Source organism: Streptomyces solitudinis, from assembly GCF_036323765.1.
Lineage (GTDB): Bacteria > Actinomycetota > Actinomycetes > Streptomycetales > Streptomycetaceae > Streptomyces.
Map to the genome: position 1 here is coordinate 116,722 of NZ_JAZDCW010000003.1, position 22,724 is coordinate 139,445.

22 protein-coding genes, 2 tRNA genes and 1 pseudogene are annotated in these 22,724 nt (G+C 72.7%); 15 read left to right on the forward strand and 10 right to left on the reverse strand.

Annotated features, from left to right (window positions below):
• Nucleotides 1-10: 10 nt before the first annotated feature.
• A complete protein-coding gene (locus V1J52_RS08085; protein WP_330138962.1) occupies nt 11-694 on the reverse strand; it encodes a nucleoside/nucleotide kinase family protein in 684 nt (227 codons plus the stop codon).
• Between the two features lie 120 nt (nt 695-814).
• On the opposite strand from V1J52_RS08085, the gene ehuB reads away from it, so the two are divergent.
• Genes ehuB through ehuA form a run of 4 tightly spaced genes read left to right on the forward strand, consistent with a single transcriptional unit; the run spans nt 815 to nt 3,936 of the window.
• Nucleotides 815-1,738, forward strand: coding sequence for an ectoine/hydroxyectoine ABC transporter substrate-binding protein EhuB (gene ehuB / locus V1J52_RS08090; RefSeq protein ID WP_443075751.1), 924 nt, complete (start codon nt 815-817; stop codon nt 1,736-1,738).
• Nucleotides 1,735-2,484 (forward strand): ectoine/hydroxyectoine ABC transporter permease subunit EhuC, encoded by a 750-nt coding sequence (gene ehuC / locus V1J52_RS08095; RefSeq protein ID WP_330138964.1) that lies wholly within the window; start codon nt 1,735-1,737, stop codon nt 2,482-2,484. Before ehuB ends, ehuC begins: the two co-directional genes overlap by 4 nt.
• On the forward strand, nt 2,481-3,128 hold the full coding sequence (gene ehuD, locus V1J52_RS08100) for an ectoine/hydroxyectoine ABC transporter permease subunit EhuD (protein WP_330138965.1): 648 nt from the start codon (nt 2,481-2,483) through the stop codon (nt 3,126-3,128). The genes ehuC and ehuD overlap by 4 nt, the downstream gene beginning before the upstream one ends.
• Nucleotides 3,118-3,936, forward strand: a complete 819-nt coding sequence (gene ehuA / locus V1J52_RS08105) for an ectoine/hydroxyectoine ABC transporter ATP-binding protein EhuA (RefSeq protein WP_330138966.1) — start codon at nt 3,118-3,120, stop codon at nt 3,934-3,936. Before ehuD ends, ehuA begins: the two co-directional genes overlap by 11 nt.
• A gap of 63 nt (nt 3,937-3,999) precedes the next feature.
• Here ehuA and V1J52_RS08110 read toward each other — a convergent pair whose 3' ends face one another.
• Nucleotides 4,000-5,091 carry a GlxA family transcriptional regulator gene (locus tag V1J52_RS08110; protein ID WP_330138967.1) on the reverse strand — a complete coding sequence of 364 codons (1,092 nt, stop codon included), beginning with the start codon at nt 5,089-5,091 and terminating at the stop codon, nt 4,000-4,002.
• A 71-nt stretch (nt 5,092-5,162) separates the two neighbouring features.
• On the opposite strand from V1J52_RS08110, the gene V1J52_RS08115 reads away from it, so the two are divergent.
• The 5 genes and pseudogenes from V1J52_RS08115 to V1J52_RS08135 all read left to right on the forward strand — a co-directional run.
• On the forward strand, nt 5,163-6,602 hold the full coding sequence (locus V1J52_RS08115; RefSeq protein WP_443075752.1) for an MFS transporter: 1,440 nt from the start codon (nt 5,163-5,165) through the stop codon (nt 6,600-6,602).
• Between the two features lie 94 nt (nt 6,603-6,696).
• Entirely contained in the window at nt 6,697-7,455 is a 759-nt protein-coding gene (locus V1J52_RS08120; protein ID WP_330138969.1) for an IclR family transcriptional regulator, read from the forward strand.
• Between the two features lie 56 nt (nt 7,456-7,511).
• A tRNA-Lys gene (locus V1J52_RS08125) sits at nt 7,512-7,585 on the forward strand.
• Nucleotides 7,586-7,831: 246 nt separating this feature from the next.
• Nucleotides 7,832-8,263 (forward strand): hypothetical protein, encoded by a 432-nt coding sequence (locus V1J52_RS08130; protein ID WP_330138970.1) that lies wholly within the window; start codon nt 7,832-7,834, stop codon nt 8,261-8,263.
• 83 nt (nt 8,264-8,346) lie between these two features.
• Nucleotides 8,347-9,451 (forward strand): annotated as a pseudogene (locus tag V1J52_RS08135) (IS630 family transposase); the annotation flags it as partial.
• A gap of 75 nt (nt 9,452-9,526) precedes the next feature.
• Here the strand turns inward: V1J52_RS08135 and V1J52_RS08140 are convergent.
• The gene (locus V1J52_RS08140; protein WP_330138971.1) at nt 9,527-9,961 is read right to left on the reverse strand and encodes a MarR family winged helix-turn-helix transcriptional regulator; all 435 of its coding nucleotides are present in this window, start codon (nt 9,959-9,961) and stop codon (nt 9,527-9,529) included.
• 106 nt (nt 9,962-10,067) lie between these two features.
• On the opposite strand from V1J52_RS08140, the gene V1J52_RS08145 reads away from it, so the two are divergent.
• From V1J52_RS08145 to V1J52_RS08155, 3 genes are all read left to right on the forward strand, one after another.
• Nucleotides 10,068-10,982 (forward strand): alpha/beta hydrolase, encoded by a 915-nt coding sequence (locus V1J52_RS08145; RefSeq protein WP_330138972.1) that lies wholly within the window; start codon nt 10,068-10,070, stop codon nt 10,980-10,982.
• A gap of 99 nt (nt 10,983-11,081) precedes the next feature.
• A complete protein-coding gene (locus tag V1J52_RS08150; protein WP_330138973.1) occupies nt 11,082-12,296 on the forward strand; it encodes a helix-turn-helix domain-containing protein in 1,215 nt (404 codons plus the stop codon).
• Between the two features lie 126 nt (nt 12,297-12,422).
• Nucleotides 12,423-12,839: an ATP-binding protein gene (locus V1J52_RS08155; RefSeq protein ID WP_330138974.1), complete on the forward strand. Its 417-nt coding sequence runs from the start codon at nt 12,423-12,425 to the stop codon at nt 12,837-12,839.
• Nucleotides 12,840-13,100: 261 nt separating this feature from the next.
• Here the strand turns inward: V1J52_RS08155 and V1J52_RS08160 are convergent, their stop codons facing one another.
• The 3 genes from V1J52_RS08160 to V1J52_RS08170 all read right to left on the reverse strand — a co-directional run bounded on the left by V1J52_RS08160 (nt 13,101) and on the right by V1J52_RS08170 (nt 16,084).
• Entirely contained in the window at nt 13,101-13,601 is a 501-nt protein-coding gene (locus V1J52_RS08160) for a DUF3830 family protein (RefSeq protein ID WP_330138975.1), read from the reverse strand.
• Nucleotides 13,602-13,684: 83 nt separating this feature from the next.
• Complete coding sequence (locus V1J52_RS08165; RefSeq protein ID WP_330138976.1) at nt 13,685-15,109, reverse strand: amidase; 1,425 nt, start codon at nt 15,107-15,109, stop codon at nt 13,685-13,687.
• 12 nt (nt 15,110-15,121) lie between these two features.
• On the reverse strand, nt 15,122-16,084 hold the full coding sequence (locus V1J52_RS08170; RefSeq protein WP_330138977.1) for a D-2-hydroxyacid dehydrogenase: 963 nt from the start codon (nt 16,082-16,084) through the stop codon (nt 15,122-15,124).
• A 212-nt stretch (nt 16,085-16,296) separates the two neighbouring features.
• Between V1J52_RS08170 and V1J52_RS08175 the strand changes: the two genes are divergently transcribed.
• Nucleotides 16,297-17,223, forward strand: a complete 927-nt coding sequence (locus tag V1J52_RS08175) for a maleate cis-trans isomerase family protein (RefSeq protein ID WP_330138978.1) — start codon at nt 16,297-16,299, stop codon at nt 17,221-17,223.
• An 81-nt stretch (nt 17,224-17,304) separates the two neighbouring features.
• Nucleotides 17,305-18,054 carry a maleate cis-trans isomerase family protein gene (locus V1J52_RS08180; protein ID WP_330138979.1) on the forward strand — a complete coding sequence of 250 codons (750 nt, stop codon included), beginning with the start codon at nt 17,305-17,307 and terminating at the stop codon, nt 18,052-18,054.
• A gap of 90 nt (nt 18,055-18,144) precedes the next feature.
• On the opposite strand, the gene V1J52_RS08185 is transcribed toward V1J52_RS08180, so the two are convergent.
• Nucleotides 18,145-19,860, reverse strand: coding sequence for a putative bifunctional diguanylate cyclase/phosphodiesterase (locus V1J52_RS08185; RefSeq protein ID WP_330139537.1), 1,716 nt, complete (start codon nt 19,858-19,860; stop codon nt 18,145-18,147).
• 325 nt (nt 19,861-20,185) lie between these two features.
• Here V1J52_RS08185 and V1J52_RS08190 point away from each other — a divergent pair, with 325 nt between their 5' ends.
• Entirely contained in the window at nt 20,186-21,469 is a 1,284-nt protein-coding gene (locus V1J52_RS08190; RefSeq protein ID WP_443075753.1) for a M6 family metalloprotease domain-containing protein, read from the forward strand.
• Between the two features lie 79 nt (nt 21,470-21,548).
• On the opposite strand, the gene V1J52_RS08195 is transcribed toward V1J52_RS08190, so the two are convergent.
• From V1J52_RS08195 to V1J52_RS08205, 3 genes are all read right to left on the reverse strand, one after another.
• Nucleotides 21,549-21,622: transfer RNA gene (locus tag V1J52_RS08195), tRNA-Lys, on the reverse strand.
• Entirely contained in the window at nt 21,613-22,200 is a 588-nt protein-coding gene (locus V1J52_RS08200; protein ID WP_330138980.1) for a hypothetical protein, read from the reverse strand. Before V1J52_RS08200 ends, V1J52_RS08195 begins: the two co-directional genes overlap by 10 nt.
• A 159-nt stretch (nt 22,201-22,359) precedes the next feature.
• Nucleotides 22,360-22,722 (reverse strand): DUF8844 domain-containing protein, encoded by a 363-nt coding sequence (locus tag V1J52_RS08205; protein ID WP_330138981.1) that lies wholly within the window; start codon nt 22,720-22,722, stop codon nt 22,360-22,362.
• Between the last annotated feature and the right edge of the window lie 2 nt (nt 22,723-22,724).

The following is a 22,724-nucleotide window of genomic DNA, read 5'->3' on the forward strand; positions in this document are numbered from 1 at the left end:
CGCCCCGGGGTCAGGGCGTCCCGGAGCCGTGCACCACGCGGGCGACCCAGGGCGCGGAGCGCGACGCCTCCACGAGGCCGCCGTTGGGGCCGTCGTTCGCGCGGACCCGCTCCCGGGCCGCAGCGGCGTCCTGCCCGCCCGGCCGGTGGCGGTCCACCAGGCGCGTGTGCCGCACGGCGGCCGGGGCGTCGACGTACCAGAGTTCGTCGATGTGGGCCCGGGCCGCCGCCCAGCCGGGCAGGTCGCAGGCGAGGTAGTTGCCCTCGGTCACCACGACCCGGACGTCCGGCCCGATGACGTGGCGCGCGGCGACCGGTTCGTCCAGGACGCGGTCGAAGTCCGGGCAGTAGACCTCGGCGGGGACGCCCGGCGGGGGCGGGGCCGTGAGCCGGGCCAGCAGGGCGGCGTACCCGGCGACGTCGAAGGTCGGCGGCGCGCCCTTGCGGGCCGTGAGCCCGAGCCGGGCGAGCTGGGCGTTGGACAGGTGGAAGCCGTCCAGCGGCACGTACCCGGCCGACCCGGCGCCGTGCCGGGCGGTGAGCCCGGCCACGAGCGCGCGGGCCAGCGTCGACTTGCCCGCGCCGGGCGGCCCGGCCAGCCCGAGGACGGCGCGCCGCCCGTCGGGGCGCCCGCCGGGACGCCAGGCCGCCGTGAGGAGTGCGTCGTCCACCGTGGTCGTTGGTCCGTTCGCCATGTTCCCACTCTGCCCTTGGGGGGCCCTGCGGAGAGCCGTACGGGCGCGGGACGGCAACGGAGGTATCACCGGCTGGAAAAGATCCGCATATCTTCACAGGATTGGGGTAGCTGCGCGCCCATGGCTCGACCACCGAGAACATTTCAGACATTGCGCTCCTCCGGCGGTGCCGGGGGCAGCCCGATCAGCCGTCGCGCCCTGCTCAGCGGCGCGGCGGCGTTCGGCGTCCTGGGAGCCGCCGGGTGCAGCCGGATGCCCGAGGAAGGGCGGGTGGAGGGCGGCAGCCTGCTGGAGCGGCTGCGGGACCGCGGCACCGTCCGCATCGGCATCGCCAACGAGCCGCCGTTCGGCTTCATCAACTCCAAGGGCGACGCGGCGGGCGAGGCGCCGGCCATCGCCAAGGTCGTCTTCGAACGGCTCGGCGTGCCGAACGTCGAACCGGTGCCGACCGAGTTCAGCGCCCTGATCCCCGGGCTGAAGGCGCAGCAGTTCGACGTGGTGTCAGCCGGGATGTACATCAATCCCACCCGGTGCGAGCAGGTCCTCTTCGCCGACCCGGACTACCTCATGCTCGACGCCTTCATCGTGCGCAAGGGGAACCCGCACAACATCCGCACCTACCAGGACGTCGCCGACCAGGGGCTGCGGCTGGCGAGCGGCGAGGCGTACGCCCAGGTGGCCTACGCCGAGGCCCACGGCATCAACGTGCTCGTCCTGCCCGACCAGGTCGCCGGGCTCGACGCGGTGGTCCAGGGCCGGGTGGACGCCTTCGTGGGCACGAACGTCACCGTCGCCGGAGCCGCCGAGGACAGCGCGCGGGCGGAGTCCACCGAGCCGTTCCAGCCCGTCGTGGACGGCGAGCCCGCCTACGGTGCCGGCGGCTTCGCCTTCCGGCTCTCCGAGAAGAACCTGCGGGACGCCTTCAACAAGGAGCTGCACAAGCTCAAGGAGAACGACTACGAGGAGCTGCTGAAGATCGTCAGCCCCTACGGCTTCACCATCGACGAGATGACCGACCTCACCGCCGAGGAGCTGTGCTCATGAGTTCCGGCATCTTCACCGAGTGGTTCCTGCCGGGCGTCTGGATCACCATCCAGGTCACCGTCTACAGCGCCGCGCTGGCCGCCTTCGTCGCCTTCGTGTCCGGCATCGCCCGCACCTCGCGCTGGTGGATCGTCCGCTTCGTCTCCGGCGCCTACTTCGAGATCTTCCGCGGCACCTCCGCGCTGGTCTTCATGCTGTGGACGGCGTTCGCCTTCCCGCTGATGTTCGGCTGGCAGTTCGTGCCCATGTTCGCCGGAGTCCTGGCGCTGGGCCTGACCTACGGCGCCTACGGGTCCGAGATCGTGCGCGGCGCCCTCGCGTCGGTCGACACCGCCCAGCGCGAGGCGGGCATCGCCCTCAGCTTCACCCGGGGCCAGCGGCTGCGCCGCATCGAACTGCCGCAGGCGTGGCCGGAAATGGTCCCGCCGTTCAACAACCTGCTGATCGAGCTGCTGAAGGGGACCGCGCTGGTCTCCGTCATCTCGGTCGCGGACATGACCTTCGCGGGGAACCTTTCCCGGCTGGCCACCAACGAGAGCGCACCGGCCTACACGCTGCTGCTGTTCTCCTACTTCGTCCTGGCGTTCGTCTTCACCCGGATCATGCGCGCGGTGGAGCGGAAGGCCAAGGCGGGCATCGGGCAGGGCCCGGACAAGCCGGGGCTGCTCAGCACCGTGACCCGCAAGCTCAGCCCCCGCGGTGAGAGCGCACAGGCCCGGGCGACCGCGGCGGGAGGCCAGGGATGAACTGGAACTGGGACGTCGTCAGCGACTTCATGCCGAGCTTCTGGGACGGCGTGCTCGTCACGCTCCAGGCGCTGGTGCTCGGCAGCCTCATCGCGTTCGCGCTCGGCCTCGTGTGGGCCATCGCGCAGCGCTCCCCGCGCAAGCTGATCAGCTGGCCGGTGACCGCGGTGACGGAGTTCATCCGCAACACCCCGCTGCTGGTGCAGCTCTTCTTCCTCTTCTACGTCGTGCCCGAGTTCGGGATCTCCATGTCCCCGCTCGCCACCGGCGTCATCGGCCTCGGGCTGCACTACTCGACGTACACCGCCGAGGTCTACCGGGCGGGCATCGAGGGTGTCCCGTCCGGGCAGTGGGAGGCCGCCACCGCGCTCAGCCTGCCGCGCAGGCGCACGTGGACGTCGGTGATCCTGCCCCAGGCGATCCGCCGGGTGATCCCGGCGCTGGGCAACTACGTCGTCGCCATGCTGAAGGACTCGCCGATGATCGCCGTCATCGGTGCCTTCGAGATGCTCGGCGAGGCCCGCGCCTTCTCCAACCTGACCTTCACCTTCGAGGCGTACACGGTCGTCGGCGTCGCCTTCATCCTCATCGCCTACCCGGCCTCTCTTCTGATCCGAGCCCTGGAGCGTCGTCTTGTCCAGTGACACCACCCCCAGCCCCGAGGAAAGCCCGAACAGCCGCGCGGCCGGCGACGAGCTGATCCGCTTCGACAACGTGACGAAGCGGTTCGGCGACAACGTCGTCCTGGACCGGCTGGAGTTCAGCGTCTCGGCGGGCAAGCACGTGACGCTGATCGGCCCCTCCGGCTCCGGCAAGACGACGATCCTGCGGCTGCTCATGACGCTGCTGGAGCCCGACGAGGGCACGATCACGGTGGACGGTGACTACCTCAACCACGAGCGGCGCGGCGACAAGCTGGTGCCGGCGGGGGAGAAGCACGTCCGCGAGGTCCGCAAGAAGATCGGCATGGTCTTCCAGCAGTTCAACCTCTTCCCCAACATGAAGGTGCTGCGCAACATCACCGAGGCCCCGGTGCACGTGCTCGGCATGCCCAAGGACGAGGCCGAGCAGCGCGCCCGCGAGCTGCTGGAGCTGGTGGGCCTGACCGAGCACATCGACAAGTACCCGCTCCAGCTCTCCGGCGGGCAGCAGCAGCGCGTGGCCATCGCCCGCGCCCTGGCCATGCGCCCGCAGGTGCTGCTGCTGGACGAGGTCACCTCCGCCCTCGACCCCGAGCTGGTGGCGGGCGTGCTCGACGTGCTCCGCGACATCGCCCACACCACCGACATCACCATGCTCTGCGTGACGCACGAGATGAACTTCGCCCGGGACATCTCGGACGACGTGCTCATGTTCAACGAGGGCCGGGTGATCGAGTCGGGGCCGCCGGAGAAGATCTTCAACGACCCGGACCAGGAGCGCACCCGCGAGTTCCTGAGCGCGATCCTCTGAGCGGGCCGCGCCGCCCCCCACACGGCGTGAGCGCGCGGCCCGGCAGCAACCGGCGCCGCGCGCTCAGCCGTTCCCGCGCCCGGCGGCGTCCGCCGGGGTGAAGCCGTCCCGGGGCGCGCGGAACGTCGCCCGGTAGGCGCTCGGGGAGACGCCGAGCGCCGCGGCGAAGTGCTGGCGCAGGGACGCGGCCGTGCCGAACCCCGCGTCGGCCGCGACGCGCTCCACCGGCAGGTCGCTCTCCTCCAGGAGCTGCCGGGCCCGCTGGAGGCGCTGCTGGGCCAGCCACTGCCCCGGCGAGACGCCCACCTCGTCCCGGAACCGCCGGGTGAACGTGCGCACGCTCATCGCCTCCCGCGCGGCCAGTTCGCGCAGCGCCACCGGCTGGTCCAGCCGCTGCACCGCCCACGTCCGGGCGCGCAGCGTCGAACCCGCCTGCTCCCGGGGCACCGGATGCCGGATGAACTGGGCCTGGCCGCCCTCCCGGTGCGGCGGCACGACCGACCGGCGGGCCACGTCGTTGGCCACCGCCGCGCCGTGGTCGCTGCGGATCATGTGGAGGCACAGGTCGATCCCGGCGGCCACCCCGGCCGAGGTCAGCACGTCGCCCTCGTCGGTGTAGAGGACGTCCGGGTCGAGGCGGACGGCCGGGAACAGGGAGCGGAAGTGTCCGGCCGAGCGCCAGTGCGTCGTGGCCCGGCGCCCGTCCAGCAGCCCGGCCGCCGCGAGGACGAAGGCGCCGGTGCAGATCGAGGCGATCCGGGTGCCGGGCCGGACGCGGGCCAGCGCACCGGCCAGCCCGTCCTCCAGCCGGGGGTCGGTGCGGGTGTAGTCGCCGTCGGCGGCCGGGACGACGACGGTGTCCGCCTCGGCGAGCGCCTGCGGGCCGTGGGAGACGCCGATGGTGACGTCGGCCTCCGTCCGCAGCTCTCCGGGGGTGACGGCGCAGGTCACCACCTCGTACAGCGGGGCACCGCCGGGCGACTCGGCGGTGCGGAACAGCCGGTGGACTATGCCCAGTTCGACCGGGAGCAGGCCGGGGCGGGCGAGGACGGCCACCCGGTGCGGCCGCCCGCCGCGGCCGTCCGCGCGGGCCGTCCCGCCGTGCGTGCCGTTGCGCGTGCCGTCGTGCGTGCCGTTCTCGGGGGAAGGCGTCATGGCCCGATTCTTTCACACCCTGGCCATCGGGCCACTCGTCCGGCGCCGGACAGCCGCGCAGGATCGGTGCCATGACGCTCTGCCGCGAAGCCGACCCCCGCCCGGACCCGGAGCCGGGCCCGAAGCCGCCCCCGGCACGGACCCCCGGCCCGGACCCCGTAACCGGCCAGGGACCCGCGCCCGGCCCGGAACCCGGGGCCGCTCCCCGTCCCGCGTCCGGGCGGCGGACGCCGCGCGTGCACCCCGCCTGGTGGGTGGCCGCCGTCGCCGCGCTCACCATCACCGTCACCGGCGCGCTCTCCGCCCTGCCGGGACTGCTGGTCGACCCGCTGCACCGGGAGTTCGGCTGGTCGCGCGGCTCGATCGGCTTCGCCGTGTCGGTGAACATGGTCCTCTACGGGCTGACGGCGCCCTTCGCCGCCGCGCTCATGGACCGCTTCGGCATCCGCCGTGTCGCCGCCGCCGCCCTGGCCACCATGGCCACCGGCGCGGCGTTCACCCCGCTGATGACGGCCGCCTGGCAGCTGACCCTCTACTGGGGGCTGCTCGTCGGACTGGGCACCGGCTCGCTGGCGATGGCCTTCGCCGCGACCGTCACCCAGCGGTGGTTCGTCCGCCGCCGGGGACTGGCGACCGGACTCCTGGCCTCCGCCGGCGTGGTCGGCCAGACCGTGTTCCTGCCCGGGCTCGCGTGGATCACCGACCACCACGGCTGGCGTCCCGCCGTCGTCACCGTCGCACTGGCCGCCCTCGCGGTCCTGCCGCCGGCCGTCGCCCTGCTGCGCGACCACCCCGCCGACGCGGGCCTCGCGCCCTACGGCGCCACCGCGCCCGTGCCCCGGCCCGCGCCCGTCCCCGGGGCCGCCCGGCGCGCCCTGCGCGTCCTGCGGACCGCCGCGCGCGGCGGCGCGTTCTGGCTGCTGACCGCCGCCTTCGCCGCCTGCGGGGCCTCCACCAACGGCGTGCTGTGGACGCACTTCACCCCTGCCGCGCACGACCACGGCATGCCGGTCACGGTCGCGGCCACGCTGCTGGCGGCGATCGGCCTGTGCAACATCGGCGGCACCGTCGCCTCCGGCTGGCTCACCGACCGGAGCGACCCCCGCCGGCTGCTCGCCGCGTACTTCGCCGGACGCGGGGTGCTGCTCGTGAGTCTGCCGGTGCTGCTGGCTCCCGAGGTGCGGCCCCCGATGGTGGGCTTCGTCGTCCTGTTCGGCCTGCTGGACCTCGCCACCGTGCCGCCGGTCCTCGCGCTGTGCCGGGAGCACTTCGGCGCGGACAGTGCCGTCGTCTTCGGCTGGGTCAGCGCCGGCCACCAGCTCGGCGCCGCGGCGACGGCCTTCCTCGGCGGGGTGGCCAGGGACGTCTTCGGCAGTTACGACGTGCTGTGGGCCGCCGTCGGAGCGCTGTGCGGCCTGGCCGCCGTGGTGTCCCTCCTCGTCCGCCGCCCGGCGGCCCAGACCGGCGTCATATGCCGATCCGCGCAACGGGTGGTCCGCACCGGGCCTTAGGCGGCTATCGTGATACGTACGTGCGTGACCTGACGCGACAGTCCCGACGCGGTCGGTCACCACGCAAGCGGTCACAACCTCCAAGGGGGACACCGTGGCGCCGAAGCCCGTACCGGCCGTACCGTTCCGTTCGGTGCAGAACGCACTGCGACTGCTGGAGGCGGTCAGCCGGCACGGCGACGGCATCGCCGAGGACGGCCTCGCCCGCCGCACCGGCCTGCCGCCCGCCCAGCTCGCCCACCTCCTCGCCATGCTCCGGGACGAGGGCTACCTCCAGCGGCTGCACGACGGCAGCTACGTCATCGGGGAGGCGCTGGCCCGGCTCAGCGAGTCCGGCGGCCACCAGCGGGTGCTGCGCGGCCGGTTGCAGGACAAGCTCGTCGAACTGCGGGACGACCTCGGCGCCGCCGTCTACATCAGCCGGTACCTCGACGGCGAGGTCAAGATCACCCAGTTCGCCGCCGGTCCGACGGCGCCGCCGGTCACCGAGTGGGTGGACTTCAAGGCCGCGGCGCACGCCAGCGCCGTCGGCAAGGCGCTGCTCACCCAGCTCGACCACGACGGCCGCCGCGACCACCTCTCCCGGCACAAGACGATCCGGCTGACCTCCCGCACGACCACCAGCGAACGGGCGCTGTTCTCGCAGCTCGACAGCCAGCCGCCCACCGTCCCGGTCCTCGACCTCCAGGAGTACGCGATCGGCACGGTGTGCGCGGCCGTCCCGCTCACCGCGGGCGCCTCGGTGGGCTGTCTCGCGGTGTCCATGCCGCTCCAGCACGCCCACCGGCTGCGCTCGGCCGCCCGCAAGCTCAACGAGAAGGCCGGGCCGGTGCTGCTGTCCCTGTCGATCTGACGGCCCCGGCGGTGGTCGCGAGCACCCCCGCGACAGCGGTAGGATTTTCCTCGCGGGCGCCGCTAGCTCAGTTGGTTAGAGCAGCTGACTCTTAATCAGCGGGTCCGGGGTTCGAGTCCCTGGCGGCGCACTGGGAAACACCAGGTGAGAGGCCCTGTACTGCGAAAGCGGTGCGGGGCCTTCACTGTGATCTCTCACAACTCCACGTCCCCGCCCAGCGCCCCCACCCTCAGCGTCGCTGAGGCAGCGCGGACCGGAAGCCTCAGCGCACCGCCCGTCTACGCGACGATCAAGCTCAGCGGGCCCGCTACTACCGATCAGGGCCCCACAGCTCCTGGCCCTGCGTACGATCCGTTGATGGAATGGTGGAGAACAATTGCGCCTCTGGTCGGTGTTCGTCCTGGGAAGTCTCGGCACGTTGCTCGGGCAGAAGCTGTCTGACACCCGCACCCTCCGGCGTGACCGGCTGCTCGCGCAGGAGGAAGCGAAGGTCCGTCTGGCCGCCGAGCGGGCGACTCTACAGCGGGAAGCGATCATGGAGATACAGCACGCGCTTGAAGGCAGCATGGCCGCTAACGAGCTGCCTCACAGGGCCAGACCGAGTGAGCGATTCCGGGCAACGGCCACGGTATCCGCGCTGCATCTCCGTGCCCACATCGCCCGGCTTGAAGACCGCGAACTTGCCGCCAGCGTGCTGGAGTGGCTGGGGCCGCACCGGGATGCGGCCGCAGCGCGGACGGCGCTCGATGCGCTTGAGGACCGGCTGAGCCGCCATCTCCGTGGGCTGTACGCGAACGGCGCTGCCTAGTGCTCTGACCGGGAAGGTTCGCCGGGTCGGCGGTTCCAGCGGTTGGATGTCCGGAGACGTCCGACCCAACCGTCGGGGGTGTGGTGGCTGAGCCTGTCCGTGTGCGCAGATTGACCGACCAGGAGGGGCAGAAGCTGCAGCAGATCGTGCGCCGGGGCAGCACCAGCTCGGTGCGATACCGGCGCGCGATGATGTTGTTGGCCTCGGCCGGCGGAAACCGGGTCCCGGTGATCGCGAAGCTGGTTCAGGCTGACGAGGACACCGTCCGCGACGTGATCCACCGGTTCAACGAGATCGGCCTGGCCTGCCTGGACCCTCGCTGGGCGGGAAGCCGTCCCCGCCTGCTCAGTCCTGACGACGAGGACTTCGTCGTCCAGACGGCCACCACCCGCCCGACCAAGCTCGGCCAGCCCTTCACCCGCTGGTCGATCCGTAAACTCGCCGCCTACCTGCGGAAGGTGCACGGCCGTGTGATCCGGATCGGCCGCGAGGCATTGCGGTGCCTGCTCGCCCGCCGCGGCATCACCTTCCAGCGCACCAAAACCTGGAAGGAGTCGCCCGACCCCGAGCGTGACGCCAAGCTGGACCGCATCGAGAAGGTGCTGGAACGCTTCGCGGACCGCGTGTTCGCGTTCGACGAGTTCGGGCCGCCCGGCATCCGCCCCACCGCCGGGGCCGGCTGGGCTCCCGCCGGTCACCCCGAGCGCCATCCCGCGACCTACCACCGCACCCACGGGGTGCGGTACTTCCACGGCTGCTATTCCGTCGGCGACGACCGGCTGTGGGGCGTCAACCGCCGCAAGAAGGGTGCGGTGAACATCCTGGCCGCACTGAGGTCGATCCGGGCCGCGCGCCCGGACGGCGCCCCGATCTACGTCATCCTGGACAACCTGTCCGCCCACAAAGGCGACAAGATCCGTCGCTGGGCGAAGAAGAACCGCGTCGAGCTGTGCTTCACCCCGACCTACGCCTCGTGGGCCAACCCGATCGAAGCCCATTTCGGGCCACTGCGGCAGTTCACGATCGCCAACTCCAACCACCGCAACCACAGCGTGCAAACCCGGGCCCTGCACGCCTACCTGCGCTGGCGAAACACCAACACCCGCCCCCGACATCCTCGCGGCGCAGCGTCGCGAACGTGCCCGCGTCCGAAGCGAGAAGGGTATCCGCTGGGGCGGACGTCCCTTGCCGTCGCAACCTGAACGATCTGGCGAATCCATGCGGTCGCGGCCCGAACGTGCAGCAGAGCACCGGACAGACGAATCACTCGCGCATACGGCCTGACGCGGGCGAGGCGAGCATCGCTTTGAGGATGCGTTGCAGCTCAACGCGGTCCTGGGGGGTGACCCTCGCCAACCTGCGGTCGTACTCCGCCGCGAGAGCTGCAAGTGCTCGATCGCGTGCTTGCGTGCCCTCAGCGGTGAGCACGAGCCGATGACGCCGCAAGTCCGCCTCGTCGATCTCGCGGCGGACAAAGCCCTTGGCGACGAGGTTGCGAACGTAGACCGTCACGCTCGCCTTGGGCAGCAGCAGCGCAGTCGCGATCTCAGCCGGGTACGGCGATGCCTCCACCTCGGCCAGGACGAAGAACTCCTTCGTCTCCAACCCGAGCTCGGCCAGCTCCCCCGTGCAGGCATCCATCACAGCACCCAGCAGCCGCTGGTTCAGCGTCCACAGCTGCGCCCCGTCGACTGACATCGACCCTCCATCCAGGTGATACGGTTTCGTATTAGTTTCAGATCGTACAAGATATTGTTTTGTACTGGACTCCTATGGAACAATAATCTCACGAAGGAAGCCAGGCATGATCCAGCACCTCACGATCCCGCGCGGCCCCATCAACCTCGCCGCGAACCTCCACCTGCCCGACAACGCCGACAGCAGCGCACCGCTGCGCGCCGTGGTGCTCTCCACCCCAGGCAGCAGTGTGAAGGAGCAGATCGGCGCCAACTACGCCTCCCGTCTCGCCGCCCGCGGCATCGCGGCGCTCGTCCTCGACCCCGCCCATCAGGGCCAGAGCGAGGGCGAGCCCCGCGACCTCGAAGACCCCTACCGCCGAGGTGAGGACATCTCCTACGCCATCGACGTGCTCACCACGACCCCCGGCATCGACCCGCAGCGCATCGGCGTCCTCGGTATCTGCGCCGGTGGAGGCTACGCCGTGCACACCGCCCGCACGGACCACCGCATCAACGCGGTCGGCACGGTCGTCCCCGTCAACATCGGCGCCTCATTCCGCAGCTTCCAGCCCGACGGTCCGGCCGCAGCACTCGGCGCCCTCGCGGACGCACGCACCGAAGAGGCCCGCTCCGGCGAGACGACCCGCGTAAACTGGCTGCCCGACACCCTCGAGGACGCCACGGCAGCGGGCCTGACCGACATCGACACCACTCAGGCCATCACCTACTACCGCACCGAGCGCGGCGGTAACGAGCACTCCACGAACCGGCGCCTCTTGCGTAGCGACTCCCACCTGCTGGGTTACGACGCGTTCCACCTGGCCGATCAGCTCATGACCCAACCACTCCAGGTCATCCTCGCCGGACGCATCGGCAACACCGGCTCCTACGACACCGGCATGCAGCTGTGGAAGCTGGCCCCCAACCCCGTCGACCTCATGGTGATCGACGGCGCTGGCCACTACGAGATGTACGACGAACCCGAATACGTCGACGCTGCCGTCGAACGACTCGTCAGCTTCTATGCGAACAACCTGTAAGGCATACGAACCGGCGAACCTATGCGGTCACAGCACTAGCGTGCGAGCGGCGGCGTCATCGGCGCTCTGTCCTGAGCACGGCAGGCGTACCGTGACAGCGTGGCAAACGAAGCCCTGGGGAAAACTCTGCGCCGCCTGCGCCGTCTGGCCTCCCTCACACAAGAAGAGCTGGCCGAGCGATCCGGCGTATCCGTTGATGTCATCCGTCAGCTCGAACAGGGACGGAAGCATTCGGCGCGTCTCCCCACGCTGCATGCCCTAGCGAATGGTCTCGGTGTGGAGCTGACCACGCTTCTCGGTGACCCACCTGCCGTGTCCTCCTCCGGGGAGAACGACGGCCCTCGCTTCGTGGCGGTGCGCCGTGCCATCATGCCCGTGCTCGGGGGACCGGAGCCCGAGTCGCCGGGGCCCGACTGCTCTATGAACAGCCTGCGTGAGCAGATCGCGGACGGCTGGACGCAATACCACTCTGCCGAGTTCGACACGGTGATGAAGGCGTTGCCGGATCTGATCTCGGATGCGCGCTCCGCCACCGCATCGGGCAGCGACGACGAGCGCAGGGCCGGTTTCGCGGCTCTGGGGAAGGCACTTCAGCTCGCCGGGCACGTAGCCGTGCGGATGGGTAAGACGGACCTCGCTCTGATCAGCCTCGAACGCGCCATAGGCGCTGCCGGACAGTCATCCGATCCGCTGCTACCGCCCATGATCGTCAACTCCGCGGCGTGGACGTACCAGCGGCAAGGACGTCTGGAAGACGCGTTGGGTATCGCCCTCCGGGCCGCCGACGACATGGCGAACGCGGGCCATACGGGTACGGCCGATGGCCTGAAGGTGTGGGGTGCGCTGACCATGAGCGCCGCCACATCGGCCGCGCGCGGCGGCGACTACGGGCGCGCAGCCGCGATGATGGAGACGGCCGAGAAGGAAGCCGCCCGAGTATCGAAGCTGCCCGACGGCGGAGACAACCGCATGGTCAGCGTCTTCAGCCCTTCGTCGGTCCGCATCGAACGCGTCCGGCTCGCAGTGCAGTACGGGCACCCGCAGGATGCCCTGGCTCTGGCAAAGGGGATGCGGCTCAGCAAGGACACGCCTCCGTCGTGGCGCACGTGGCTGCTGCTGGACGTGGCCCGCGCCCACACGGACACCGGGGACGCGGCCGGAGCGGTGAAGACCCTGGAGTCCCTGCGCCGTGTGGCGCCGACGTGGATGCAGCATCACACCCTGGCCGTGGCGATCGTGCGCGACCTGTGGGCGCTCCCCAACCATCCCCCGGGCCTGCGGCCGTTGGCGGAGTTCCTGGGGGTCTGCGAATAGCGTGGTGAAAGTGGGACGTTGCGCCCCTGTCAGCGTTCCAGGCATGTCGCTTACATGAGCGGACAGCGCCCCGGCGGCCGTGCGACCGGCCCCGGGGCTTGGCCGATCCGAAGGAAGCAGACCGACGTGCCGCAACACACAACCCGGGCCCGCCAGACCGGGCCCCCCGGGTACAGCGAGACCCTGCCGAGGCAGCCCGAGAGCGCCGCCGTCGCCCGCCGCCTGGTGCGTGCCGCCTGCGGCGCGTGGGGACTGGACGACTTGGCCGAGAAGGGCGCCCTGATCGTCTCCGAGCTGGTGGCAAACGCCGTCCAGCACGCCCGGCGAGAGTCCATCCGGGTCGTCGTCGACCGCCCCGGCGCTGCGCGGGTGCGTATCGGTGTCGCGGACTTCTCCCGGGCGTGGCCTGTGGAGCGCGAGGCAGGCGACGGTGACGAGGACGGGCGCGGCCTGCTCGTGATGGCGGCGCTGGCCGCCGACTGGGGCACGGATGAGCGGCGCTGGGGCAAGATCGTGTGGGCGGACCTGGAGGAACGCGGATGACCACCGGCGAGTCCCCGGCCGCAGCGGCCCGCGCTCGTCTGTCGCAGTTGACCGAGATGTTCGGTACGGACGGATGCCTGCGGACCAGCACGCCCCATGAAGGGGTTGTACAACTCCTGACCAGCGGGTCCGGGGTTCGAGTCCCTGGCGGCGCACAGCAGACCGAGGCCCTCCGCGACGAGCGGGGGGCCTCGGCCGTGTCCGCGGTCCGGACCGGGCGCACGTGGCCGGACCGGGCGTGCGGGCCGGACCGGGCGGTGCTCAGGCCCGGCGGAACGACAGCGTCTCGCCGATCGCCCCCGACCGCCACAGGTCCTGGCACGCCTCCGCCATCCGGTCGAGACCGTCGACCACGCTGCCCCACACGATGCCCGGCACCCACCCGGCGTCCCCGTTGATCAGCAGGTTGTTGCGCTCGTAGAACAGGGCGAGGTCCACCACCGTCGTCCGCCCCCGGTGCCGCGCCCCGGTCTCGTAGCCGTAGGACGCCGTGCCCAGCTGGGTGTCGGTGAACGTGAAGTAGCACAGGTCCCCCGGGATGGGGGTGATGGTGGGGTTCTCCAGCGGCGGCTCCTCGGCCGCGAACGCCGGCAGCAGGGTGTAGATCTCGTTCCTGGCGTACTTGGCGTGGTAGACGTCCCCGCCCAGCGGCAGCGCGTCCCACACCGCCGCGCAGGTCACGGGCGCGCGGTCGTCCAGCAGCGCGGCGGTGCAGCGCACGCCGCGCTTGTCGAGCGACACCTCGATGAAGCGGTCGGCCATCGTGCCTCCAGATCGTTGCTCTCCAGCGGTGGGTCAAGGGGCGGGCCCAAGGGCCCGGGGGCGGCCCGGTCGGGCCGGGCGGCTCAGGCCCCGGACGGCGGACCGTCCGGCAGCGGGGGCGGCGGCAGCTCCGCGAGCCCGGTCCCGTACAGCGCGTGGGCACAGCGCAGCACCAGCGCGTCCGCGTGCCGGGCCGCCACGAGCTGGACGCCGATGGGCAGCCCCGCCGCGTCCAGCCCGCACGGCACGCTCGCCGCGGGCTGCTGGGTGAGGTTGAACGGGTAGCTGAACGGGGTCCACCCCGTCCACCGGCGGTGCGGGGAGCCGTGCGGCACCTCCACGCCCCGCTCGAACGCGGTGCGCGGCACCGCGGGCGTCACCAGCAGGTCGTACTCCTGGTGGAAGGCGCCCATGGCCGCGCCCAGCGCCATCCGCTCGTCCACGGCGGCCAGGTACTCCAGCGCCGAGTACGCCGCGCCCTGCTCGCAGATCTCCCGCAGCCCCGGGTCGAGCCGTTCGCGCTGCTCGCCGGTGAGGTGCTGGGTGACGCGTGCGGCCCCGGCGAACCACAGGACGTGGAAGGCGTCCACCGGGTCGGCGAAGCCGGGATCGGCCTCCTCCACCCGGGCGCCCAGCTCCGCCAGGGCGTCCACCGCCCGGCGGACCGCCGCCGCCACCTGCGGCTCCACGGCGACCCGGCCGCCGAAGTCGGGGCTGTAGGCGACGCGCAGCCCGGCCACGCCGCCCGCGAGCTGGTCCCGGAAGCTGCCGGAGGCCGGGGCGAGCGCCGACCAGTCGCGCGGGTCGGTGCCGCCGATCACGTCGAGCAGCAGCGCCGCGTCGGCCGCGTCCCGGGTCATCGGCCCGACGTGCGCCAGGGTGCCGAAGGCGCTGGCCGGATACAGCGGCACCCGCCCGTAGGTCGGCTTCAGCGCGAAGACGCCGCTGAACGCCGCGGGGATGCGCACCGACCCGCCGCCGTCGGTGCCGAGCGACAGCGGTCCGGCGCCCAGCGCGACGGCCGCCGCGCCGCCGCCGCTGGACCCGCCGGCCGTCCGGGACGGGTCGTACGGGTTGCCCGTGGAGCCGTGCCGGGGGCTGTCGGTGACGCCCTTCCACCCGAACTCCGGGGTCGTCGTCTTGCCGAGGAAGACCGCGCCGTGCTCGCGCAGCCGGGCCACCGCCGGGGCGTCCACGTCCCAGGGGCCCTCCTCGCGGGCCGACCAGGAGCCCCGGTAGGTCGGGCCGCCGCGCTGCAACAGGATGTCCTTGACCGTCACCGGCACCCCGTCCACCAGACCGGCCGGATCGCCGCGCCGCCAGCGCCCGGTCGCGGCGCGGGCCTGCTCCAGCGCGGCGTCCTCGTCGATGCGGACGAAGGCGTTCACCCGCGGATCGACGGCCCGCGCGCGGTCGAGCGCGGCCTGCACGGCCTCCACGGGGGAGAAGTCCCCGGCGGCGTAGCCCGCGACGAGCTGGGCCGCCGTCAGGGCGGTGAGATCGGTCAACGCGTCCTCCCGTCAGTGCGCCGGGACGTAGCCCAGCTTCTTGTCGACCACGTTGGACAGCGGTTCGCCCGCGGCCCACCGGTCGAAGTTGTCGCAGAACTGCTCCGAGAGGTCCCGGCGCCAGCCGAGGGTGTCGCCGCTCATGTGCGGGGACACCCACAGCCCCGGCACGTCCCACAGCGGGCTGTCCCCGCCGAGCGGCTCCTCCTCGAAGACGTCGAGCGCCGCCGCGCGCAGGTGCCCGGAACGCAGCGCGGCCACCAGGTCGGCGAGCACCACGTGCCGCCCACGGCCCACGTTGACGAAGCACGCCCCCGGCTTCGTCCGGGCGAACGCGGCGGCGTCGAACAGGCGGTCCGTGGCCGGGGTGAGCGGCGCCGCGCACACCACCCAGTCGGCCGACGGCAGCAGCGCGGGCAGCGCGTCACCCGCGTGGACGCGGCCGAATTCCGCGTCCGCCGACCTCTCCGTTCTCCCCACCAGTTCCACTTCGGCACCCAGTGCCGAAAGAGCGCGCCCGATGGCGCGGCCGATCGGCCCGGAACCGACCACGACGGCACGTGTTCCGGCCACCCGCATCGTCTCCCGGTGCCGCCAGGTACGGGAACGCTGGAATTCCCATGTTCCGGCAAAATCCTTGGCCATTGCCAGCACCAGACCGGTGACGTATTCCGCGATGGGCTGGTCGAAGACGCCGCGCGCATTGGTGATCACCACGTCGGAACCGGCCAGCTCCGGCAGCAGCCGGTCCACCCCCGCGCTGGCCGTGTGGACCCAGCCGGGCCGCCGTCCGCCGCCCGGCCAGGCCCGTCTCACCGCGTCGTTGGTGAAGTCCCAGACCAGCAGCACGTCCGCGTCCGGCAGGCGGGCGGCGAGCCCGGCCCCGTCCGAGCGGAACACCTCGGCCCGCCCGTCGAGCCGGGACAGGTCCGGCGTCGGGTCGTCGTCGAGTACCAGGACGCGGGGCGTGGTCATAGGCGGGAAACCATTTCGAAACGAGGGCGGGTTTCACTCGGGGTGAGGGCCGGGCGGAGCGTGGGACCGGAGCGTCGGAAGGAAGGATTGACCACGGTAGGGATCAGAAACTACCTTCGTCAATGAAGGCATCTGACCCGGCGTCCCGGCTTTCGGCCGGCTTGCTTTTTCTTGCGGCCATCGGCCATCCCTGCGTCTGGTGAGGACTCGCAATGGATGTCTCGTTTCTGGGCGGCCCCGAGCCGCAGCGTGGTGTGGGGATCGTGGCGCCTTTCGATTTCGCGCTCGACCGCGAACTGTGGCGCTGGGTTCCCGACGACGTGTCACTGCACCTCACCCGCACCCCCTTCGTCCCGGTCGAGGTCAGCCTGGACCTCGCCCGGCTGGTCAGCGAGCACCAGACCCTGCGCGACGCCGTCCAGGCGCTGACCGCCGTCGCCCCCGAGGTCGTCGCCTACGCCTGCACCTCCGGCTCCTTCGTCGGCGGCCGGACGGGCGAGGGCGCGATGGCCGCCGCCATGGCCGCCGCGGGCGAGACCCCGGCGCTGACCACGTCGGGCGCGCTGCTGGACGCGCTCGGCGAGATGGGCGTCCGCCGCCTCGCGCTCGTCACCCCGTACACCAAGTCGGTCACCGACGCGCTGGAGGAGTACCTCGGCGAGGCGGGCATCGAGGTCACCGGGCGCAGCTACCTCGGCCTGACCAGGGAGATCTGGCGCGTGCCGTACAAGGACGTCACCAGCATGGCCCGCGCCGCCACGGCCGCGGGCGAGCCCGACGCGCTGTTCATCAGCTGCACCAACCTCCCCACCTACGACGTGATCCCCCAGCTTGAGGCGGAGCTGCGGATGCCGGTGCTGTCCGCCAACCAGGTGACGGTGTGGGGTGCGTTGCGCCGCATCGGCAAGATGGCCGTGGGGCCGTACCAGGCGCTGCTGGACCCGGTGGCCAGACGCGGTCCGGCGGCGCTGTCGCAGACGCCACCGTTCCCCGAGCCGCCCCCCGCCCCCGCACCGGCCGCGCCGCCCGAGGTGGCCTTAGCCGGTTCCGCGCTGCCCGGCGCGGAGGCGGAGCTGTCCGATCCGCTGTCCGACCCGGGCTTCCCCGACGACCACCCCCCAGGCCAGCCCCCGCTGTGACCCGTGGCTGTGACCCCGCCGCCGTGACGCCTTCGCCGCGGCGCCGTTCCGCCGTACCGCCGCACCCCCAGGGAGTTGTCCATGCCCCAGCCCCAGCCCCAGCAGAACCCGCAGGCCGTCGGCTTCCTCTACCCCGGCCACTCGGCGGAGGACGACTACCCGCGGCTGGAGGCCGTCCTGCGGGAGACCGGCGCCGGCCTGCGGCTGCCGTTGGTGCACACCGACATCGGTGAGGACGCGCACCGGGTCGACGCGCTGCTGGAGATGGGCTCGGCCGCCCGGCTGGCCGACGGGATGCGGGAGCTGGCCGGGCGCGGCGCGCAGGCCGTCGTCTGGGCGTGCACCAGCGCGAGCTTCGTCTTCGGCTGGGAGGGCGCGCACGAGCAGGTGCGCGGCCTGGCCGCCACGGCGGGGATGCCCGCGTCCAGCACCTCCTTCGCGTTCGTGCACGCGGCGCGGGCGCTGGGTGTGGAGCGCGTCGCGGTGGCGGCCACGTACCCGGTGGACGTGGCCGAGCACTTCGTCGCGTTCCTCAAGTCCGCGGGCATCGAGGTCGTCGCCCTGCGCGGGAGCGGCATCATCACCGCCGCGGAAGTGGGTACCTGGGGCCGCTCCGAGACGCTGGCGATGGCCGGTGCGGGCGATCACGCGGACGCCCAGGCGGTCCTGCTCCCGGACACGGCCCTGCACACCGCCGCGTACCTGCCCGGCCTCGAAGAGGCGCTGGGCAAGCCCGTGCTCACGGCCAACCAGGTGACGGTGTGGGAGGGCCTGCGGCTCCTCGGCCGTCCCGTCACCACCGACCGGCTCGGGGCCCTCTTCGCCCGCTGACCGCTCCCGACCGGCCCGCGCGCCGTCCCGGCGGGCCGGGCAGGCGGTACCGCGCGGGCCAGACAGGCGGTACCGGGCGGGCCGGGCCGGTCAGGAGGCGGGCTTGAGGAGGGCGGAGATGCGGTCGGCCGCCACCGGCTTGGAGTAGTGCCACCCCTGCCCCGTGTCGCAGCCGATCAGCCGCAGCCGCTCGGCCTGCGCCGGGCCCTCCACGCACTCGGCGGTGACCGTCAGCCCCAGCTTGTGCGCGAGGTCGACCAGTGACGTCACGATCGTCTCGTCCGCCTTGCTGAGGTTCTGCGTGCGGAAGCCGCGCACGAAGGTGCCGTCCAGCTTGAGCGTGCGCACGGGCAGGCGGCTGAGGTAGGCGAGGTTCGAGTAACCGGTGCCGAAGTCGTCGATGGCGATGCGCACGCCCATCTCGGAGAGCGCCTGCAACGCGCGCACCGGGTGCCCGGCCTGGCCCATCACCGCCGACTCGGTCAGTTCGAGCTGGAGGAGGCCCGGCGGCAGCCCCGTCTCCTCCAGCACGTCGGCCACGTCCGCCACGAGGTCGGAGTCCCACACCTGCCGGACGGCCACGTTGACCGACACGTACGGCGGCGCCCCGGCGTGCTCGAGCTGCCAGCGCCGCGCCTGGCGGCACGATTCGGCAAGCGCCCAGCGGCCCAGCGGGACGATGGCGCCGTTCTCCTCGGCGAGCCCGATGAACTCCTTGGGCCCCAGCGTGCCGAAGTGCGGGTGCCGCCAGCGCACCAGCGCCTCCACGCCGCGCAGCGTCTCGTCCGCGAGGCCGACGATCGGCTGGAACTCCAGCGTGAACTCGCCCCGGTCCACGCCCTGCCGCAGGGTGCTGGACAGGGCCTGGCGCGTCATGCGGTGGGCGTTGCGCTCGGGGTCGAAGAGCGTCCAGCGGGCCCCGCCGTCGGCCTTGGCCCAGTAGAGCGTGGTGTCGGCGGCCTGCATCAGCTCCGTGGCCGTCGTCCCGGCGACCGGGCGCTCCACCACGCCGATGCTCGCCGAGACGGTCTGCGGCTGCCCGGCGAGGTGGAAGGGCCGCTGCTGGAGCCTGGTGAGGACGGCCTCGGCCAGGTCGGTGAGCTGCCGGGTGCCGCTGGACCCCTCGACGACCAGGGCGAACTCGTCCCCGCCGAGCCGGGCCACGAGGTGCCCGGTGCCGTGCGGCCCGGCGGCGCAGTCCACGAGCCGCTGGGCCACGGCGTCCAGGAGCTGGTCGCCGACGCGGTGCCCGAGGGTGTCGTTGACGGCCTTGAAGCCGTCCAGGTCCAGGTAGCACAGGCCGATCCGCCCCGTGACGCTGTCTTCGAGCGCCGCCGACAGCCGTTCGAAGAACAGGGCCCGGTTGGGGAGCTTGGTGACGGGGTCGTGCATCTGGAGGTGGCGCAGCCGCTCCCGCAGGTCGCGCTGCTCGCTCACGTCCGTCACGGACAGCAGGGCGCCGCCGCCCGGCGTCCCCGCGGCGACGAGGGTGATGTCGGCCCACAGCGGCCGTCCGTCGGGGTGTTTGAGGCGCCGGGTGCAGCCGGCCTGCCGCCGTTCGCCGCGCAGGACGGCCGCGCAGGCGTCCCGCACCCGCCGGTCGAGGCCGAGCGCGGCCAGTTCGGTGACGGGCCGTCCGGTCACGGCGGCGGGGTCGGTGTCCAGCAGCTCCGCGAGGGCCCGGTTCGCCGCCCGCACCCGGCCCGCCTCGTCCACGACGGCCATGGCGAGCCGGGCGTGATCGAAGGCGGCCCGGAACCCGGGGTCGTGGTGACACTCCGTGACCGAATGAGGCGGTGCTCCCATGCTCTCGATGCCGTCGCCCGGCGCGTCCAGGGTTGCGTTCACCGCTCGCTCCCGGAGGGGTTGGTCACTGGAAAGTCAGCCGATCATAGGGGGTTACGGGCGGGTCCGGCCAGCTCCGCCCCTCGGTGCGCCACTCTCCGGAGGGGGTGGGGGCACGCCAGTACGAGGAACGGCAACGCCGGGCGGAGCCGATGATCTGACTACGCACCGTAAGTGTAATGCCATGACTCGCCCGGCCTAGCTGAATAGGGCGTACAGGCATATCAAAGGACATGGTGAGGGAGGTGTTCCTGACCCGCCCCGGGTCTGCCCCTCGGAGGTTGCCGTGCGTCGTGCGCGTCCCGTCCCGCCCGTACCCGGCCCGCCCCGGATACCGGCCGGCGGACCGCCGCGCCACCGGCGGCTGCGGCGCTGGGCGGCGCTCCTCACGGCGCTCGCGGCGCTGGTGGGCACCACGTCCTTCGCCGGCCCCGTCACCGCGGCGGACATCCCGCCGCCCTGCGCCCTGCGCCGCACGGACGCGCACCACTCCCTCGGGCTCGACACCTGGAACGACGCCTACGTGCGGCCGGAGCGGGCCCTCGACGCCGTCATGCTCTTCCTCGCCTTCCCGGACTCCGAACCGCTCACCACGCCCGCACAGCTCGCCGCCGACCACTTCCCGGCCACCGGCGAGTTCTTCGAGCGCGCCTCCTACGGCCGGTTCGAGCTGCGCGTCCACCCCGCGCGGCGGTGGACCGAGATGCCCGCGCCCTCCCGGTCCTACGGAATAGCGCGCGACTGGGACGCGGAGGACCGGGCGGCGTACGTGCGCGACGCCCTCGCCGTCACCGACGGGCAGGTGGACTTCGCCCGCTACGACGTCGTCTACTTCGTCGCCGACCCCGACGCGCCGGGAGTGGACTCCGACGCCACGAAGGTCGTCAACTTCCGGGAGCCGGTACGGGTGGACGGCACGGACCTGCGCCGCATCGTCACCGTCTTCGAGCGCTACCCCGCCGACCGCAACGTGCTCGCCCACGAGACCGGGCACGTCTTCGACCTGCCCGACCTCTACCACCGCCCCGAGGACGGCAAGGGCGACTGGGACACCCACGTCGGCGACTGGGACCTGATGGGCAGCCAGTTCGGCCTGGCCCCCGAACCGTTCGGCTGGCACAAGTGGAAGCTCGGCTGGCTGGAGCCGGAGCACGTCGACTGCGTCGGCGCGCCCGGCACGAGCCGGCACACGCTGCACCCCCTCGGACGCGCCCCCGCCGGGGATCACGCGGCGGCGGCGCGGCTGGCGGTGGTGCGCACCGGCGCGCGGGAGGCCGTCGTGGCCGAGGTGCGCGAGCCGGTGGGCAACGACGCGGGCCTGTGCACCAGCGGCGTCCTCGTCTACCGGGTGCGCAGCGACACCGCCTCCGCCGGCGGTCCGGTGGAGGTGCTGGACGCCCACCCCGCCACCGCCGCCTGCCCCGACACCTCCGTGCACCCGCCGCTGGCCGACGCCCCGCTCGGCGCGGGGGAGAGCCTGGCGGTGCGGACGGGCGGCGGCACCGTGCGGGTCACGGCCGTCGGCCGCGCGCCCGACGGAGCGTGGACGGTACGGATCACCCGCAGCTGAGCGGCCGGCGGAGGCACCGCGGGACGCGCCCGGACATGCGCGAAGGCCCCCGCGGTGAGCGAGGGCCTCCGGCCGTCTGTGCGCCGCCAGGGACTCGAACCCCGGACCCGCTGATTAAGAGTCAGCTGCTCTAACCAACTGAGCTAGCGGCGCCTGCTGACGTCGTAGACCTTAGCACCCGCGACCCGGTGACCGGAAATCGACGGCCCCCGCCCAGGCTCCCGACCAGCGCGGACCGTCCGCACGGCCGCCCGCAGCAGCGCGTCGGGGCCGGGCAGCCACGGGCGTCCGGGGCCCGGCGAGACGAGCCAGCCGCCCTCCTCGTCCCCCGGCTCGCCCGGCTGCGGGGGCGCGGGCACGGAGACCAGGTCCCCGGGGCCGTACGCCAGCAGCGGAGGGATCGGCTCCGCGCGCCCGGCCGTGCCGGCGGTCCGCCGCGCCTGCCACTCCTCCCACCCCAGCAGGGCGGGCAGCCGCCGCGCGGTGCCCGGCTCCGCGAAGAACAGCACCCGGCCCCGGTCGCGGGCCACCGGACCGCTGCCCGGACCCGTCGCCCACATCACGTCCAGCATGCGCCGCCCGAACAGCGGCGGCGCGCTGATCACGTCGAACACGGAGCCGCAGGGCAGCGGCAGCGGCACCTGCGGACGGGCGGACCACAGGGCGCTGACGCTGCGGGGGAAGGGGCTGGCCGAGGCCAGCCACTCGGCGCCGGAGAGATCGCTGCTCATGACACTTACGTCTACCCGCAGTGCCGGAGCCGTCACTGAGGATCAAGGAAAAGTGGGACACCGTGCCGGGGCGTCCGGTATGGTGCCCGCCGCGCATATGCCGATGGCCCGGTCACCGGTCATCCGCCGCCCGGAACGCCCCCGCCCGCCCCGCCGCCGTCACTCCTCGACGCGGCCCTCGATGAGCTGCCGGCCGAAGGCCACCATGCGGCGGGCGTAGTCCTCCGTCCACGCCGCCCGGTCCGCGATCGCGGCGTCCGGCAGCCGGTCGAAGCGGCGCGGGTCGGCGAGCTGGGCGGCGGCCATCGCCTGGTACTCCACCGCCCGGTCCGCCGCCGCCTGGAACGCGACGGCCAGCTCCGTGGAACGGGTCAGCAGTTCCTTCGGATCGCTGATGGACTCCAGGTCGAAGAAGTGCTCCCGGTCCTCCGCGGCCGCCGAAGGTTCGAAGACCAGCGGCGCGGGACGCCGGAACCTCGGCCGCCCGCCATCGGAATCCGGAGCCGGTTGCGGCTCGGGCATGG

What these genes read in the sequence shown, in the direction of transcription:
- ehuD (WP_330138965.1), top strand. Translation starts at nt 2,481, where the DNA reads ATGAACTGGAACTGGGACGTCGTCAGCGACTTCATGCCGAGCTTCTGG.
- V1J52_RS08205 (WP_330138981.1), bottom strand. Translation starts at nt 22,722, where the DNA reads ATGCCCGAGCCGCAACCGGCTCCGGATTCCGATGGCGGGCGGCCGAGG.
- V1J52_RS08175 (WP_330138978.1), top strand. Translation starts at nt 16,297, where the DNA reads ATGGATGTCTCGTTTCTGGGCGGCCCCGAGCCGCAGCGTGGTGTGGGG.
- V1J52_RS08185 (WP_330139537.1), bottom strand. Translation starts at nt 19,860, where the DNA reads ATGGGAGCACCGCCTCATTCGGTCACGGAGTGTCACCACGACCCCGGG.
- V1J52_RS08145 (WP_330138972.1), top strand. Translation starts at nt 10,068, where the DNA reads ATGATCCAGCACCTCACGATCCCGCGCGGCCCCATCAACCTCGCCGCG.
- V1J52_RS08115 (WP_443075752.1), top strand. Translation starts at nt 5,163, where the DNA reads ATGACGCTCTGCCGCGAAGCCGACCCCCGCCCGGACCCGGAGCCGGGC.
- V1J52_RS08085 (WP_330138962.1), bottom strand. Translation starts at nt 694, where the DNA reads ATGGCGAACGGACCAACGACCACGGTGGACGACGCACTCCTCACGGCG.
- V1J52_RS08200 (WP_330138980.1), bottom strand. Translation starts at nt 22,200, where the DNA reads ATGAGCAGCGATCTCTCCGGCGCCGAGTGGCTGGCCTCGGCCAGCCCC.
- V1J52_RS08170 (WP_330138977.1), bottom strand. Translation starts at nt 16,084, where the DNA reads ATGACCACGCCCCGCGTCCTGGTACTCGACGACGACCCGACGCCGGAC.
- V1J52_RS08140 (WP_330138971.1), bottom strand. Translation starts at nt 9,961, where the DNA reads ATGTCAGTCGACGGGGCGCAGCTGTGGACGCTGAACCAGCGGCTGCTG.
- V1J52_RS08160 (WP_330138975.1), bottom strand. Translation starts at nt 13,601, where the DNA reads ATGGCCGACCGCTTCATCGAGGTGTCGCTCGACAAGCGCGGCGTGCGC.
- V1J52_RS08110 (WP_330138967.1), bottom strand. Translation starts at nt 5,091, where the DNA reads ATGACGCCTTCCCCCGAGAACGGCACGCACGACGGCACGCGCAACGGC.
- ehuB (WP_443075751.1), top strand. Translation starts at nt 815, where the DNA reads ATGGCTCGACCACCGAGAACATTTCAGACATTGCGCTCCTCCGGCGGT.
- V1J52_RS08180 (WP_330138979.1), top strand. Translation starts at nt 17,305, where the DNA reads ATGCCCCAGCCCCAGCCCCAGCAGAACCCGCAGGCCGTCGGCTTCCTC.
- ehuC (WP_330138964.1), top strand. Translation starts at nt 1,735, where the DNA reads ATGAGTTCCGGCATCTTCACCGAGTGGTTCCTGCCGGGCGTCTGGATC.